The following is a 15,485-nucleotide window of genomic DNA, read 5'->3' on the forward strand; positions in this document are numbered from 1 at the left end:
CCATCCATCCTTCACCAAAAAGCTCTCTCTTGCGGCCAGGTTCTCTCGCAAGGAGAAAGGGGTCGACATCAGGCCAGCCGCCGGCGAAGTCGGCCATGACCGAAACGTCGTGGTGTCTCGATCCGTGCACCCGTGCCCCGAAGCGAGGCTCGGGGAGCCGAGCGACGTGAGCACGCAATTCGGCTCGCCGCTCGTCCCCGCGCTCGGGGGAACTAGGAGCCGGAACGCAACCGCGACCTTCATGAACGCCGAAGTCCCGCTTGCGCGGGACCGAGCGGACGTCACACCGCTAGACGTTCATGGCGTCCGATCGAAACCGGACCGTTCGGAACGGCGATCTACTTGATCTTGGCTTCGCGGAACTCGACGTGCTTCTTGGCGACCGGATCGTACTTCTTCTTGACGAGCTTCTCGGTCTGCGTCCGCGAGTTCTTCTTGGCGACGTAGAAATAGCCGGTGTCGGCGCTCGACACGAGCTTCACTTTGATGGTGGTGGCCTTCGCCATGGGGCGTCCTTCGCGATCGTTCGAACGGTGCGGTGAGTTGGCGGCAACCTAGTGAGAAGGCCCGAAATGTCAAGAAACGGCGGCTCGCGCGGCGCCGCGGGCCGGCATGGGTCGTGGTTTGGCCGTGTGGTGGGCGCGCCAGGGCGGCCGGGCGGCCGCCTACAGCTCGCTTCGCTGCATCCGGCCGCGGCTCCAGCGATAGAACGGCACTGGAAGATCCGGCCGGAAGCCGTTGGCGATTCGGTGATCCAGCTCGGCCAGAATCGCCAGGGTGATGGGCGCGAGATCGAGCTGCTCGGCGTCGTCGAGGGCCAGCCACACCAGCTCCACCAGCTCCGAGTCGGGACCGACCACGTCCTCGACCCGGCCCGCCACCGCGGCGGCGTCGACGGCGAAGAAGCGGGTGTCGAAGCGTCGCGGCCAGCGCGGCGGCGTGATGGCGCGGGCGATGAACTGGAGGGCGGAGAGGTCGGGCAGCAGCCCGGCGCGCGCGAACGCCGCCCAGGCGTGGGCCGCATCCGGGCCGGCTGCCGCGGCGGCTGCCGCCGCGGGGCCGTCGGGCGAGGGGAGCGGGGCCACGGAGGTGGCCCCGGCGCCGGCGCGTCCGAGCAGCAGGCCGGTCTCCTCGAAGGTCTCGCGCACCGCCGCCATCGCGAAGGCCCGCGCCTTGGTCGGGCTCGGATGCCGGACCGCACGCATCAGCCGGGTGGCAGCGCCCGGGTCCAGCTCGGTCGCCGCCGGCGCGGCGCGGTCGCCCGGCTCGATGCCGCCGCCCGGGAAGACGAACTTGCCCGGCATGAACTTGTGGGCGGCGTGGCGGCGCCCGACCAGCACCTTGGGTTCCGGGCCGGTGCGGTCGATCAGGATCAGGGTGGCCGCATCTTTCGGCACCACCTGGGTGTAGGCCATCGGCAGGCCCTCCCGCATCAGACGCTCGGTGATGAGCCGGGCGAGCCGGTGCGGCGGGGCGCCGGCGAGGACCTCGGTCTCGCCGGCCGCCGGAGTCGAGCCGACGCCGGGGCGGTCGTCGGCCGTCGTTTCGGCGCTGGTCGCGTCGGCCCTGGTCGTCTCGGTCATCCCCGGCTCCGTCTGGTCGATCGCTTGGCGGCCGGTCGCGGCGTCTCGCGCCGCGGTCCCGTGCGCCGCTTGTCGGTCCCTTTGGGCTCCCGCCGCGGTCCGCGCGTCCGCCCGCGCGGCTCGATCCGGCCGTCGGAGACGATCTCGAAGCGCAGCGCTCCGGCGACCGGGGCGGCCTCGACGAGCTTGACGGTGACGGAATCGCCGAGCCGCCAGCTCTCGCCGGTGGCCTCGCCGACCATCGCATGGCGCTTCTCGTCGTAGCGGTAGTAGTCGCGCCCCAGCGTGGCGGCCGGCACGAAGCCGTCGGCGCCGGTCTCGTCGAGCTTGACGAACAGGCCGGCTCGCGTCGCCCCGGCGACGCGGCCCGAAAAGGTGGCGCCGATGCGGTCGGCGAGGTGGTGGGCGATCAGCCGGTCGACGGTCTCGCGCTCGGCCGCCATGGCGCGCCGCTCGGCTGCCGAGATCTTGGCGGCGATCTCGGCCAGTGCGGCGGTGTCGGTGCTCTCCGACAGGCCGTCGCGACCGAGCTTCCGGGCCCGGATCAGCGCCCGGTGGACGACGAGGTCGGCATAGCGCCGGATCGGCGAGGTGAAGTGGGCGTAGCGGCGCAGGTTGAGACCGAAATGACCGTAGTTCTCGGCCGCGTACTCGGCCTGCGCCTGGCTGCGCAGCACCACCTCGTTGACCAGCGCCTCGACGTCGCGGCCCTTCACCCGGGCGAGGATGCGGTTGAACTGGGCGGGCCGCAGCGCGCCGGATTTCGGCAGCGCGATATCGATGGTGGCCAGGAAGTCGCGCAGGGCCGACAGCTTGTCGAGGGTCGGCTCGTCGTGCACCCGGTAGATCAGCGGCGTCCGCGCCCGCTCCAGCGTCTCGGCCGCCGCCACATTGGCGAGGATCATGAACTCCTCGATCAGCCGGTGGGCGTCGAGGCGTTGCGGCACGATCACCCGCTCGACCGTATAGTCGGGCTTGAGCAGGATCTTGCGCTCGGGCAATTCGAGGTCGAGCGGGCTGCGCTCCTGGCGGGCGCGCTTGAGCGCCGCATAGGCAGCCCACAGCGGCTCCAGCACCAGCCCCATCAGGGGCGCCGTCACCGTGTCGGGATGCCCGTCGATCGCCGCCTGGGCCTGGCCGTAGTGCAGCCGCGCCACAGAGCGCATCAGCACCCGGTGGAACGTATGGCTGCGCTTCACCCCGTCGGCGTCGATCACCATGCGGGCGACCAGCGCCGGGCGGTCCTCCAGCGGACGCAGCGAGCACAGGTCGTTGGAGATGCGCTCGGGCAGCATCGGCACCACGCGGTCCGGGAAATAGACCGAATTGCCGCGTTCGAGCGCCGCGCGGTCGAGCGCCGAGCCCGGCCGGACATAGGCGGCGACGTCGGCGATGGCGACGTCGATGACGAAGCCGCCACGGTTGTCCGGGCTGGTGTCGGCACGGGCGAAGACGGCGTCGTCGTGGTCCTTGGCGTCGACCGGGTCGATGGTGACGAACGGCACCTCGCGCCAGTCTTCGCGGCCTTCGAGGGTGGCGGGGCGGGCCGTCTCGGCCTCCTCCAGCACCTCGCGCGGGAAGACGTGCGGGATGCCGTGGGCATGGATGGCGATCAGGCTGACGGCGCGCTCGCTCGCCAGCGAGCCGAGCCGCTCCTTCACCTTGGCGTTGGGCTGGCCGAAGCGGCCGAAGCGCTTCACCTCGACGGCGACGAGGTCGCCCTCGCGGGCCTCGCCGGTATCGTCGGCCCGGATGGTCAGCTCGCGGCCGAGGCTCTTCTTGTCCACCGGCACCAGCCGGCCGCCGCCGTCGGGAAGGGCGCGGAACACGCCGAGCACGCGGTGGCGGGCGCGATCGATCACCTTGATGGGCCGGCCGCGGTGGCGGAGGCCGTCCTCGGCCTCGATCTCCTCGGTGCGCAGCAGGGCGCGGTCGCCGACGCCGGGAATCTCGGCCGGCCGGGCGCGGCGAGGCACGTGGACGCGGATCTGCGGCGGCGGGCCGTGCTCCTCCTCGTCCCAGTCGGTCGGGGTGGCGATCAGCTCGCCGTCGGCGTCGCGGCCGGTGATGTCGGCCAGCACCACCTCGGGCAGCGCGCCGGTGCGCCGCATCTTCTTGCGGTACTTCTCGATGCGGCCTTCGTGCGCGAGCTCGCGCAACATCGTCTTGAGGGCCGCCCGGTCGGCATTCTTCAGGCCGTAGGCGCGGGCGATCTCGCGGGTGCCGGCATTGCCGCCGTGCTGCTCGACGAAGGCGACGAGCTCGTCCTTGGACGGCAGGGCGGGGCCGGGCTTCTTGGACGTCACCGGACGGTCCGCGGGCGGCTGGTCGGGGCGGGGAGCGGGCAGGGATGCGAGCAGGGGTTCGAGGTCATGGCCTCAAGTTAAGCGGCGCCGGCGGATTCCGCCAGCCGTCAGCGAGGGCCGTGCGCGAGGCGAGGCACACGGCTCGTGCCCTGGACGCGGCGCGTCGCGCCGCGCCCAGACACGAGGTCGATCGCGATCACTCCGCCTGGGCCGGCTCCTTCTTGGCCCTCGGCTTGGTGGCGGCCGGTTTCTTCGCGGTGCCTTTGGCGGCCGTCTTCTTGGCCGGGGTCTTCTTGGCCGGGGTCTTCTTCGCTGCGGCCTTCTTGGCCGGCTTCGCCGTGTCCTCGGCCTCGGCGTTCTTCGCCTTCGCCGCCTTGGGAGCCGCCGCCTTCTTGGCCGGCGCCTTGCGCTTGGGGGCGCCGCCGGTCTTCTCGGCGCGGGCCGCCAGCAGGTCGACCGCCTCGGCGAGCGTGATGGTCTCCGGCGTTTTGTCCTTCGGCAGCGTGGCGTTGACGCCGTCGTGGCTGACATAGGGGCCGTAGCGGCCCGCCTTCACGACGATCGTCCCACCGAGCGTCGGGTGGTCGCCGAGCGGCCGTCCCGGATCACCGCCGAACCGTTTTCCGCGCGGCCCCTTGGCCAGCTTCTCGGCCAGCAGCGTGACGGCGCGGTTGAGCCCGATGGTCAGCACCTCGTCGCCCGCCTCCAGGTTGGCGTAGGTCTTGCCGTGCTGCACATAGGCGCCGAAGCGGCCGATGCCGGCGAGAATCGGCTCGCCGTCCTCCGGGTGCTTGCCCACCTCGCGCGGCAGCGACAACAGCCCGAGCGCCATGTCGAGGTCGACGGCCGCCGGGTCGGTGCCGCGCGGCAGGCCGGCGCGCTTGGGCTTGTCGCCGCCGTTCGCCTCGCCGAGCTGGATGTAGGGACCGAAGCGGCCGACCCTCAGGGTGACGTCCAGCCCGGTCTCCGGGTCCTGGCCCAGGACCCGGTTCTCGGCCTCGGCGGCGCCGTCGGCGCCCGGCACCGAGAACGGCCTTGTGTAGCGGCATTCCGGATAGTTGGAGCAGCCCAGGAAGGCGCCGTAGCGGCCGAGCTTGAGCGACAGCCGGCCGGTGCCGCAGGTGGTGCACTGACGCGGATCGGTGCCGTCCGGCCGCGGCGGGAAGAGATGCGGGGCGAGCATCGCGTCGAGCGCGTCGATCACCTCGCTGATCTTGAGGTCCTTGATGCTGTCGACCGCGCCGGTGAAGTCGGTCCAGAATCGGCGCAGCAGCTCGTGCCACACGATCTCGTTGTTGGAGACGCGGTCGAGCTGCTCCTCCAGATCGGCGGTGAAGTCGTACTCCACGTAGCGCGAGAAGAAGCTCTCCAGGAACGCCACCACGATGCGGCCGCGGTCCTCGGGCACCAGCCGGCGCTTGTCGAGGCGCACATAGTTGCGGTCCTTGAGCACCTGGAGGATCGATGCATAGGTCGACGGCCGGCCGATGCCGAGCTCCTCCATGCGCTTGACCAGCGACGCCTCGGAGTAGCGTGGCGGCGGCTCGGTGAAGTGCTGGGTGGCGTCGAGCGCCAGCTTCTTCAGCGCCTCGCCGGCGCTCATCTGCGGCAGGCGGCGGCTCTCCTCGTCGTCCGGGTCCTCGTCGCGGCCCTCCTGATAGACGGCCAGGAAGCCGTCGAAGGTGACGACGCTGCCGGTGGCGCGCAGCTCCAGCGCCCGACCGCCGGCCTGCGCCGCGATGTCGACGGTGGTGCGCTCCAGCTCGGCCGATTCCATCTGGCTCGACAGGGCGCGCAGATAGATCAGCTCGTAGAGGCGCGCCTGGTCGGCATCGAGATAGCGCGCGATCTCGCGCGGGCGCCGCGTCATGTCGGTCGGGCGGATCGCCTCGTGGGCCTCCTGGGCGTTCTTGGCCTTGGTCTGGTACTGGCGCGGCGCCGACGGCAGATAACGGTCGCCGTAATCGGACTTCACCACGCTGCGGATCGACGCGATGCCCTCGGGGGCGATCTGCACACCGTCGGTTCGCATGTAGGTGATCAGGCCGACGGTGTCGCCGCCGATGTCGATGCCCTCGTAGAGGCGCTGCGCCACCCGCATGGTGTGGGCGGGCGCGAAGCCGAGCTTGCGGCTCGCCTCCTGCTGGAGCGTCGAGGTGGTGAAGGGCGGCTGCGGGTGGCGCTTGGTCGGCCGCGCATCGACGGTCGCGACCGTGTAGCGCGCCTGCTCCAGCGCCTGCTTGAACGCCTCCGCCTCGGCCCCCGAGCCGATGTCGAGCCGGGTGATGCGCTTGCCGTCGGCGCCGACCAGCCTGGCCTGGAAGCTGTCGCCGCGCGGGGTCGCCAGCGTCGCCACCAGCGACCAGTACTCCTGGGTGACGAACTTCTCGATCTCCAGCTCGCGGTCGCAGACGAGCCGCAGCGCCACCGACTGGACGCGGCCAGCCGAGCGGGCACCGGGCAGCTTGCGCCACAGCACCGGCGAGAGCGTGAAGCCGACGAGGTAGTCGAGGGCACGCCGCGCCAGATAGGCGTCGACCAGTGCCTGGTCGATGCGGCGCGGGTTCTTCATCGCCTCGGTGACGGCCTGCTTGGTGATGGCGTTGAACACCACCCGCTCGATCGGCTGGCCGTCGCTCAGCGCGCGCTTCTGCTTGAGCACCTCGAGGAGATGCCACGAGATGGCCTCGCCCTCGCGGTCCGGGTCGGTGGCGAGGATCAGCTTGTCGGCCCCCTTCACGGCGCGGGCGATGTCGGCGAGGCGCTTCTGCGCCTTGCCGTCGATCTCCCAAACCATCTGGAAGTCGGCGTTCGGATCGACGGAGCCGTCCTTGGGGGGCAGGTCACGGACATGCCCGAAGGAGGCCAGCACCTCGTAGCCGCGGCCCAGATACTTGTTCAGGGTCTTCGCCTTGGCCGGAGATTCGACGACAACGACGTTCATGAAAAGCCTTGCGCTGGGGCGAAATCCTGGTTCCGCGGTCCGGTGGGCCGGCCGCCGCGAGCCCGGGGAACATGGTAAAGCGGGGACCGGGTGTCAAATCGGGGCTGCGGCGCGGCCGCCGCACACCCGGTATACGCATTAAAAGTTGTGTTTATCTGCGAACGCCATTTGAGATAGTATTCCTCTTAGACACCGTACGTCGACTCGCATCTGCAGCCTCGCTCCGGTTCCGCCGGATCGGGCCTGCGGCAGGATGGTTCATGGCCGATTTTTCGTCCCACGACGAGACCCACACGCCGCAAATGACGGCGGGCTATATCGCCGACATGACGCGGGATCTCGCCCGCATGGCGCGGGCCAGCGGGCTCCAGACGCTCGGCTACATTCTCGACATGGCGCGGATCGAGGCGGAGGCGTCGCGCGGCGGGGAGACGCAGGGCTGCGGCCGGGCCAATGGGGCGCCGCCGCGCTGACGCTCGGGCCGGCTCACATCAGGGCGACGCGGGCGCCGCGCTGGCGATCGAGCCGGCCGGCCAGCTCCAGCTCTAGCAGGGTGGTCAGCACGGTGGCGGGGGGCGCTCCCGACCAGCGGATCAGGTCGTCGAGCGCCACCGGGGTCGGCCCCAGCAGGGCGGCGATGCGGTCGCGGACCGCGCCGTCTGGCTCGGGGTCGAGGTCGAAGGGCAGCGGCAGGGTCGCCGGCCGCGGCTCGTCCAGGGGTCGCTCGAAGCGGCGGCCCAGCATCGGCTCCAGCGCCGCCACCACGTCGGCCGCCGCGGTCACCAGGGTGGCGCCCTGCTTGAGCAGGTCGTTGGTGCCCTCGCTGCGCGGGTCGATCGGCGAGCCCGGCACCGCGAACACCTCGCGGCCGTGATCGAGCGCCCGCCGCGCGGTGATCAGCGAGCCGGAGCGGCGCGCCGCCTCGACCACCACCACGCCCAGCACCAGCCCCGAGATGATGCGGTTGCGGCGCGGGAAGTCGCGGCCGCGCGGCACCCAGCCCATGGGCATCTCGGAGACGGCGGCGCCGCGCGCCGCGACGGCCTCCAACAGCTCGACATGCTCGGGCGGGTAGGGCCGGTCCTGTCCGCCGGCCAGCACCGCCACGGTGCCGAGCGCCAGGCTGCCGCGATGGGCGGCGCCGTCGATGCCGCGGGCGAGGCCGGACACGATGGCGAAGCCGGCCTCGGCGAGCTCGCGGGCGATCCTCTCGGCGAAGGTCAGCCCGGCCGCCGAGGCGTTACGGGCGCCGACGATGCCGACCGCCGGCTGCTGGAGCAGATCGAGGCGGCCGCGCACGGCGAGCAGCGGCGGCGCGTCGTCGATGCCCTGGAGCGCAGGCGGATAGTCGGGCTCGCCGAGGGCGACGAAGCGGACGCCCCACCGCCGCGCCGCCACCAGCTCGCGCTCCGCGTCGGCGATGCTCGGGACATGGAGCGGGCGCAGCGCCCCGCCGCGGCGGGCCAGCTCGGGGAGCGCGGCGAGCGCCGCCCGGGCGCCGCCATAGCGGTTGAGGAGGGCCCGGAAGGTGCGCGGCCCGACATTCTCGCTGCGGATCAGCCGCAGCCAGTCGAGCCGCTGCTCGTCGGTCAGCCGCACCCCGGACGATGACACGCGGACGCTCCCCCTCGGGGGGCGGCGGCGGGTCGGCCGGCCGCCGCCGCTGCTCCCCGGCGGTATCGTGGCACGACGACGCGCGCGCTGCGAGTGGAAGATGCGGCCTGCGACCGGAGGGTCTGCGAACCCGCTAGCACCCGGTTCAGCGGCTCGCGGCCCGGCCGGACCCAACCTCCGGCACCGCGCCGAGAAGCCGCCGCCAAGCGTCGCGTCCGGACAGATCCTCCTCGGCGTTCAGCCCCGCCTCGAAGGAGAGATGCCAGTCGAGATTGCGCGGCGACCGGGTCGAGGCGTCGCCGCGCGCGACCTTGGCGTGCAGCTCGGCGAGCGAACGCGACCAGTAGTGGTTGAGGCGCAGCACGTCGAGCGGTGGCACCCGGTCCGGCCCGGCCAGCGGCCTTCGGTCGGTGCCGAGCGCGTCACCCTGCCAGTACTTGAAGGTGTGGACGTTGCGGATGGCGCGAACATGCCTCGGATTGGCGATGGTCTTGGCCGAGATCCGAGTCAGCGGAGCCCGCCGCGTATACGCCTCCGGCACCGCGGCCGCAGGGCGCTCGGCATGCCCGGACGAGCCGAAGAACGGCGAGGCGACGATCACCCCGGGCAGGTCCTCGTATGGCCGGAGCGCCTGCGGGAGGTCGGTACCCTGCGGCGAGAACAGGAACTCGTCGATGTCGATGAAGGCGATCCAGCGCGCCTCGTCGGCGAACGTCCGGATGCAGTGGCGATAGGCGGGAAGCTGCGGCGGCGGCGGGTGGGACCAATCGATGAGGCGGACGAGACCGCTGTCCACATGGGGCCGCAGCACCGCGTCAGGCTTATCGGTGCTGCCGTTGTCATAGAGATAGAAGCGGCCGACACCGGCGGCGTGGTGGAAGGCCACCCAGTCACCGAGATAGGGGGCCTCGTCCTTGAAGATCGCGCAGATAGCCAGCGGCACATGAGGCACCGTAGCGAGGCGGCGGTCCCGCGCTCGTGCACGCAGGACCCAGGGGCTTCGCAACACGGATTTGAGCCTGCTCATCAGCGATCCATAGGCACACGAAATGCGTGCCTATGTCATTGCATGCCTGCGCGGCGGACGGCAATGAAGTAGGGCCGATCGGGTGAGCCCGGCGGCGCGCCGACGGGCGTCAGCCGGCCCGCTTGGTGCCGCGGCAGACGTAGTAGGAGCCGAACAGGAACTCCTCCATCTCGAAGCCGTCGACCAGCGGCGCGAGATGCTCCCACGGGCGGATGTGAGGATTGCCGAGCACGGTGTGCTTCATCAGCCAGATGCTGAACGGCAGCACCAGCTTGCCGCCGATTCCGGGGGGCAGCTTGGCGTCCATGATGACCAGGCTGCCGCCGGGCCGCAGCATGTCGAGTGCCCGCGCCAGCACCGCGCGGTGATGCGGCATGGTATTGTAGGAGAGACCGAACATCACCGCATCGAGCGGCTCCGGGGCACGATAGTCGGCGGCGTCCGCCTGGGTCAGCTCGACATTGCTCCAGTCGTTCCGCCGAACCAGCTCGCCGGCACGCGCCAGCATGCCGGACGAGAAATCGACCCCGTAGACGCGCCCCGCGGCGCCGACCGCGTCGCGCAGGAACGGCAGGTTACGGCCGGTGCCGCAGCCGATCTCGAGCACCCGGTCACCCGGCCGCAGCCCGATGCGCGCCACCGCGGTACGGCGGAAGGCCGTCGGCATGAACAGCAGCCACTCGAACGGAACGATCAGGCCGGCGATCCGGTCGTACCGGCGCCGGATGTAATCGAGATCGTAATCGGCCCACTGAATTGCCACTTGACCCCCCGGACGTCGTGCGCCCCCCGGCGCCGTGTTCTGGTTCTGCCGGCCGCCGTCGCGTTCGGACGAACACGGCGGCCCGGCGCCGGGCGGCGCCGTCGCGGCAGTCTGCTCCCCGCCGGGCGATACGCCATTCGCGACCGAAGTGCAAAGACGGTGGCCGCGCCGCCGGCCCATGCGTGCGACAGTGTTGCGCCGGCACCACGCCGTCCCGCAGATTGATATAGCCCGCGTCCGGTTTAGCCCGCCGAGTCGAGCGGCAGCGGCCCGTCAGGCGGGGCCGTCGGCTCCGGGGGCGGCGGCCTTGTGGCCGATCTTCGACTCGGTGCCCGCCATCAGCCGCTTCAGGTTGGCGGCATGCTTGGTCCACAGGAGCAGGGCGAGCACCGCGAACAGCACCGCGTCGGGCGTCAGCCCGGCGGCCCACAGCAGCAGCGGCGTCGCCGCGCTGGCGCTGAGCCCGCCGACCGAGGAGTAGCGAGTCGTATAGGCGGCGGCGAGCCACACCAGCCCGAAGCCGACCGCCACCAGCGGCGACACCCCGATCAGCACGCCGATGAAGGTGGCGACGCCCTTGCCGCCGCGGAAGCGCAGCCACACCGGAAAGACGTGGCCCAGAAACGCCCCGAGACCGGCCAGGAGCGCGAGCAGGTGACCGCCCGGGCCGCCGCCGACGATCACGGGCGCGATCAGCACCGCGGCCGTGCCCTTGAACGCATCGAGCAGCAGGGTGGCGGCCGCCAGGCCCTTGCGGCCGGTGCGCAGCACGTTGGTGGCGCCGATATTGCCGGAGCCGATGGTCCGAATGTCGCCGGCGCCGGCCAGCCGGGTCAGCAGCAGCCCGAACGGGATGGAGCCGAGCAGATAACCGAGGACGAGCGCGGCCGCGGCGGCCGGCAGGGCGAGCGCCCAGGAGGCGGTGTCGAGCATGCCTTCAGACCCGGGGGGTGTTCCGTGGCCCGGCGTCGGCCGGGCGTCGCGGCGGACCCTAGAGCATTTGCCGGCGCACTGGAAAGCGGTTGCGGCGCCGCGCCGGCGTGCCCCACCGGGCGGACCGTGGCGGCGGCCGAGAGCGGTCCCGCCCGGGTCCGCGCATGTTAACGTTTCGGCAACGATCCCAAATATTTATGGTGAACCCTTTGTTAAGGGGCGCGACGCTAGTCTGGATCGCGAGGTGAAAGTGCCTGTCCGGGGCTCTGCGCCTCCGTCCGGCACGGCGCGGAAATCGGTCCGTGCCTTGCCGTCCGGCGCTGCCGCGGGCCTATCTCGGGTCCCGTCGGCGCCGCGAGATGTCCTCGGTCGCGTCGGGTGTTCAGCATGATCGTCCGTCAGTTCTTGCAGTGGGTTCGCACCGCGCCCGCCGGCGAGCGGGCGGAGGCGACCAGCGCGCTCGCCCGCGCCTATCTGTGGTCGAACCTCTCGGACGAGGAGCGCACCGCCATCGAGGGCGTGATGGTGATGCTGGCCGACGACGTCTCGCCGCTGGTGCGGGCCGCGCTCGCCGAGGCGCTGGCGCCGAGCCCGGAAGCGCCGGCCACCGTGGTCCACATCCTGGCCGACGACCGCCCCGACATCGCCGCCGTGGTGCTGGCCCGCTCGCCGCTGTTCATCGATGCCGAGCTGGTGGATCGCGTCGCGACCGGCGGCCCGATGATCGAGGCTGCGATCGCACGCCGCGTGCCGCTGCCGCGCGCCGTCGCGGCGGCGCTGGCCGAGGTGGCGTCCGCCGAAGCGTGCCTGGAGATGATCGAGAACCCGACCGCCGAGATCGCGCCGCTGTCGTTCGCCCGTCTGGCCGAGCGGTTCGGGGATCTCGCGGCGATGCGCGAGGCGCTGCTGGCGCGCCGCGATCTGCCGATCGAGTGTCGCCAGACGCTGATCGCGCGGCTGTCGGCGACGCTCGCCCGCTTCGTCGCCGATCGCGCCTGGATGAGCGGGGAGCACGCCCGCATGGTGACGCGCGAAGCCTGCGAGAAGGCCACCGTCGCGCTGGCGGTGCGGGCCGGCGACGCCGACGCCGAGCCCCTCGTGCGCCATCTGCGCCGCAGCGGGCAGCTCACCGCCGGCCTCATCCTGCGCGCGTTGCTGTCCGGCCACGCGACGCTGTTCGAGGAGGCGCTGGCCGAGCTGTCGGGCCTGCCGCTGCGGCGGGTGCGGCTCTTGATCTACGACAAGACCGGGGTGGGCTTCCGCGTCGTGTTCGCGCGCGCCGGCCTGCCGGTCTCGACCTTCCCGGCCTTCCGCTTCGCGCTCGAAGCCTGGCGCGAGGGACCCGATCTCGACGGAGCCGGGCGGCTGCACCGCCGCATGGTCGAGCGGGTGCTGACCGCCTGCGGCCAGGCCGACATCGGCGAGGTGGAGCCGCTGCTGGCGCTGCTGCGCCGCTTCGCCGCCGAGGCGGCGCGCGAAGAGGCGCTCACGGCGTGCGAGAAGCTGGAGCAGGAGGTGGTGGCGGAGCTGATGCGGGCGCGGCTGGCCGCCTGACCGAGATCACACGGAAGCGTCACCACCAGCGCGTCATCAGAAGAGTGTCACCGCAGATGCAGAGAGCCCGGCGGGGGCCGGGCTCTCCACTGGGTCGCCGCTGTGCATCGACGACCAGCCGTCGCGGCACGGCTACTTGTCGCCGCGCAGCGTGTCCTTCAGACCACCCACGGCGTTCTGGAGCTTGCCGGACGCCTTGTCGGCCTTGCCCTCGGCTTCGAGCTTCTTGTCGCCGGTGAGCTTGCCGGCGCCTTCCTTCACCTTGCCCTTGGCCTGCTCCATCGCGCCTTCGATCCGGTCCTTGTCCATTCGGTCCTCCTGTGTTGCAAGGAGAACGGTTCGCCGGCGGCGAGGTTCCCGATCGATCGAGACACCGTCGGGCGGCGGCATTGTTCGATACCGCCACCGACATCCGCGCGGGTGATACAAGATCCGGCTGATCCATTCGGCGGTCATTCCGGAAGCCGCGGAGCGGCTGTCCGGAATCCAGCCGAGAGCTCCGAGTTCGCCGCTGGTTCCGGGCTCGCCGCGGCGCGGCGCCCCGGAATGACGGCGCACCGATCACCCGGAAACAGTATCAGCCGAGGGCACCATCGCGCTTCAGGACCTCCGCCTCGGCCGGGTCGATCTCCATCCGGTCGTAACCTGTCACCATCGTCTCGATTTGCTCGCTAAAAGTCTCGCCGGTGGTGATCACGTAGACGTGCATGATCAGGAACGCGACCATCAGGAAGGCGGCTGCGGTGTGGGCGGTGGCGACGGCTTCGAGACCGCCGGCCGCCCACGGCTCCTTGCGCCACAGATCGTAGAGCAGGAGCGCGAGGCCGCTCGCCCAGATCAGCGGATTGAGCACCAGCTTGAGCATCAGATAGGTCAGGGCCTGGAGCGGATTGTGCTTGCGCCGCCAGGTCTTCCGGAACGGATGCGGATCGCCGCGGAAGATCCCGATGCTGTAGAAGCGGATGATCTGTCCGAGCCCCTCGGTGGTCGGCCGGTAGTGCCGCCACTGGCCGGTGGTGAGATGCCAGAAGATCGCGAAGATCCACAGGAGCATCAGGGCGAGCGCCGCGGCGACGTGGATGGTCAGCATGTCGCCGAACTTCAGCACGCGGTGGAACCCGTGCAGCCCCGCGCCGGTGAAGATCAGGGCGAGGATCAGCGCCGCCTGGCTCCAGTGCCAGAACCGCTCGAAGCGGGTGAACACCCGCACGCGCATCAGGGTCATGAGTGCGTCTCCTTGCGGCGGCCGAACAGCAGCCGCATCGTCGCGTGACCGACGGCGCCCGCCAGCGCGAGGCCGATCAGCGACAGGCCGATCAGGTCCACCCAGCGGGCGGAGTCGCGTCCCGGCATGTAGAAGCCGGCCAGGGTGGTGAGGCGGCCGTCGGTGCGGTGGCATTCGCCGCACTTCACCGCCTGCTCCTTGGGCGCCACCATGTGGGTCTGCGGCCAGAACATCTTGGTCTCGATGAAGTCGAACTTGCCGGACCACGGCAGGCCCATCGCGGCCATGCCGGCCGAGATCGACTTGTCCCAGTTGAAGCCGCGCCAGTAGGCGGCATCGGTCGGCCCGAACACATGCAGGTATACAAAGTGGTTCTGCACGCTGTCGTAGGGCTGCTTGCCGGTCATCACCTTGAAGGGCCAGATGCGCGCCTTCGGATCGTCCGGCGAGCCGGAGATCGGGTTGATCGGGATCGGCGCCTTGGCGGGATCGAACACCCGCTCGGCATTGGCGTAGATGATCTCGCCGTTGAACCAGTGATATTCGGGCATCACGTTCTCGGCGAGCAGGTAGTCGCCTTTGATCGACTCGTAGATCGGGCGGCCCTTGTCGTCTCGGATCTGGAACGGCTTGCCGTCGCGCAGACGGCCCGAGGTGGACCAATCCCAGCGCATCTTGGTCGGCACGCCGCCGCGCGCGAAGCTCGGGACGTGACAGGTCTGGCAGGCGATCTTGTCGATATGGGCGTTGAGCCGCAGGTCGGTCACCGACCAGCTCTTGTGCGGCTTGAGGCCGTGGCACGACTCGCAGGTGGCGACGTCGCGGCGCTGGCCGGGCTTGGGCTGTCCCTTGTCGTCGCGGGCGTGCACGTCGTAGCGGCTGCCGTCCCACTGGTGCTTCTGGGTGACGTGGCAGGCCGTGCAGGCGAAGTTGAGCCCCTTGGCGTCCATGTGGACGTCGAGTTGCTTGCCGGGCGCCAGCAGCGAGGAGTCGAGCGAGCCGTGCTTCACGCCGTCGCCGCCGCCACCGTAGAAGTGACAGGCGCCGCAGTTCTCGCGGCCCGGCAGACCGACCGACTGCGCCGCCTTGGCGAGATCGGGAGCCGGCGTCACCACCTGGCCGTCGCGCATGATCGGCGTGTACAGCGGATGGCCGGCGCCGGTCGGGTTCTTCCAGTAGGTGGCCGAGCGATCGTGACAGATCAGGCAGTCGACGTTCTCGGGCTTACCGAAGTCGAACGTCGCGTCCTTCCAGCCGTAGCCGGCATGACAGCTCGTGCAGCGCGGCTCGTTGGAGGTGACGCTGGCGCAGAAGTCGTTGATGACGTTCTTCTTGCCGAGCCGCTGGCCGGTGCGCTGGTTGGTGTAGTCCCAATTCCAGTGCAGCGTCTTCATCACCTGATGGGACGCCTCCGTGTGGCAGCCGAGGCACGCCTTGGTCACCTCGGGGCCGGACTTGAAGTCCTGCTTGAGCGCTTCGAACTTGCCGTGGTCGGCGGTGCCGCCGGGCGGCTTCGATCCGACCTGGCCGGGCACG

General features: G+C 70.9%; 13 protein-coding genes. 2 read left to right on the forward strand and 11 right to left on the reverse strand.

Features of this window, described 5'->3' with window-relative positions:
• Positions 1 to 338 precede the first annotated feature (338 nt).
• The 4 genes from rpmG to topA all read right to left on the reverse strand — a co-directional run bounded on the left by rpmG (position 339) and on the right by topA (position 6,833).
• Positions 339 to 506, reverse strand: a complete 168-nt coding sequence (gene rpmG / locus ACFQUV_RS07420) for a 50S ribosomal protein L33 (RefSeq protein ID WP_111385023.1) — start codon at positions 504 to 506, stop codon at positions 339 to 341.
• A gap of 159 nt (positions 507 to 665) precedes the next feature.
• Positions 666 to 1,583 carry an NUDIX hydrolase gene (locus ACFQUV_RS07425; RefSeq protein WP_129607625.1) on the reverse strand — a complete coding sequence of 306 codons (918 nt, stop codon included), beginning with the start codon at positions 1,581 to 1,583 and terminating at the stop codon, positions 666 to 668.
• Complete coding sequence (rnr, locus tag ACFQUV_RS07430) at positions 1,580 to 3,889, reverse strand: ribonuclease R (protein ID WP_129607623.1); 2,310 nt, start codon at positions 3,887 to 3,889, stop codon at positions 1,580 to 1,582. The genes ACFQUV_RS07425 and rnr overlap by 4 nt, the downstream gene beginning before the upstream one ends.
• 196 nt (positions 3,890 to 4,085) lie before the next feature.
• On the reverse strand, positions 4,086 to 6,833 hold the full coding sequence (topA, locus tag ACFQUV_RS07435) for a type I DNA topoisomerase (protein WP_129607226.1): 2,748 nt from the start codon (positions 6,831 to 6,833) through the stop codon (positions 4,086 to 4,088).
• Positions 6,834 to 7,093: 260 nt separating this feature from the next.
• Here topA and ACFQUV_RS07440 point away from each other — a divergent pair, with 260 nt between their 5' ends.
• The gene (locus ACFQUV_RS07440) at positions 7,094 to 7,306 is read left to right on the forward strand and encodes a hypothetical protein (RefSeq protein WP_111385020.1); all 213 of its coding nucleotides are present in this window, start codon (positions 7,094 to 7,096) and stop codon (positions 7,304 to 7,306) included.
• A 13-nt stretch (positions 7,307 to 7,319) separates the two neighbouring features.
• Here ACFQUV_RS07440 and dprA read toward each other — a convergent pair whose 3' ends face one another.
• The 4 genes from dprA to plsY form a co-directional block, all read right to left on the reverse strand.
• Positions 7,320 to 8,447, reverse strand: a complete 1,128-nt coding sequence (gene dprA / locus ACFQUV_RS07445; RefSeq protein WP_129607227.1) for a DNA-processing protein DprA — start codon at positions 8,445 to 8,447, stop codon at positions 7,320 to 7,322.
• Between the two features lie 145 nt (positions 8,448 to 8,592).
• The gene (locus tag ACFQUV_RS07450) at positions 8,593 to 9,390 is read right to left on the reverse strand and encodes a glycosyltransferase family 92 protein (protein ID WP_244601413.1); all 798 of its coding nucleotides are present in this window, start codon (positions 9,388 to 9,390) and stop codon (positions 8,593 to 8,595) included.
• A gap of 193 nt (positions 9,391 to 9,583) precedes the next feature.
• Positions 9,584 to 10,237, reverse strand: a complete 654-nt coding sequence (locus ACFQUV_RS07455) for a class I SAM-dependent methyltransferase (protein WP_207211329.1) — start codon at positions 10,235 to 10,237, stop codon at positions 9,584 to 9,586.
• A gap of 273 nt (positions 10,238 to 10,510) precedes the next feature.
• Positions 10,511 to 11,170, reverse strand: coding sequence for a glycerol-3-phosphate 1-O-acyltransferase PlsY (gene plsY / locus ACFQUV_RS07460; protein WP_129607229.1), 660 nt, complete (start codon positions 11,168 to 11,170; stop codon positions 10,511 to 10,513).
• A gap of 387 nt (positions 11,171 to 11,557) precedes the next feature.
• Between plsY and ACFQUV_RS07465 the strand changes: the two genes are divergently transcribed.
• A complete protein-coding gene (locus ACFQUV_RS07465; protein ID WP_129607230.1) occupies positions 11,558 to 12,724 on the forward strand; it encodes a DUF2336 domain-containing protein in 1,167 nt (388 codons plus the stop codon).
• 132 nt (positions 12,725 to 12,856) lie between these two features.
• Here ACFQUV_RS07465 and ACFQUV_RS07470 read toward each other — a convergent pair whose 3' ends face one another.
• From ACFQUV_RS07470 to ACFQUV_RS07480, 3 genes are all read right to left on the reverse strand, one after another.
• Positions 12,857 to 13,033, reverse strand: coding sequence for a CsbD family protein (locus ACFQUV_RS07470; RefSeq protein ID WP_129607231.1), 177 nt, complete (start codon positions 13,031 to 13,033; stop codon positions 12,857 to 12,859).
• A 268-nt stretch (positions 13,034 to 13,301) separates the two neighbouring features.
• Positions 13,302 to 13,949 carry a cytochrome b/b6 domain-containing protein gene (locus ACFQUV_RS07475; protein WP_129607232.1) on the reverse strand — a complete coding sequence of 216 codons (648 nt, stop codon included), beginning with the start codon at positions 13,947 to 13,949 and terminating at the stop codon, positions 13,302 to 13,304.
• On the reverse strand, positions 13,946 to 15,484 hold the full coding sequence (locus tag ACFQUV_RS07480; RefSeq protein WP_378394485.1) for a tetrathionate reductase family octaheme c-type cytochrome: 1,539 nt from the start codon (positions 15,482 to 15,484) through the stop codon (positions 13,946 to 13,948). The genes ACFQUV_RS07475 and ACFQUV_RS07480 overlap by 4 nt, the downstream gene beginning before the upstream one ends.
• Position 15,485: the final 1 nt, after the last annotated feature.

Source organism: Rhodoplanes sp. P11 (genome assembly GCF_964266735.1).
Lineage (GTDB): Bacteria > Pseudomonadota > Alphaproteobacteria > Rhizobiales > Xanthobacteraceae > Rhodoplanes > Rhodoplanes serenus.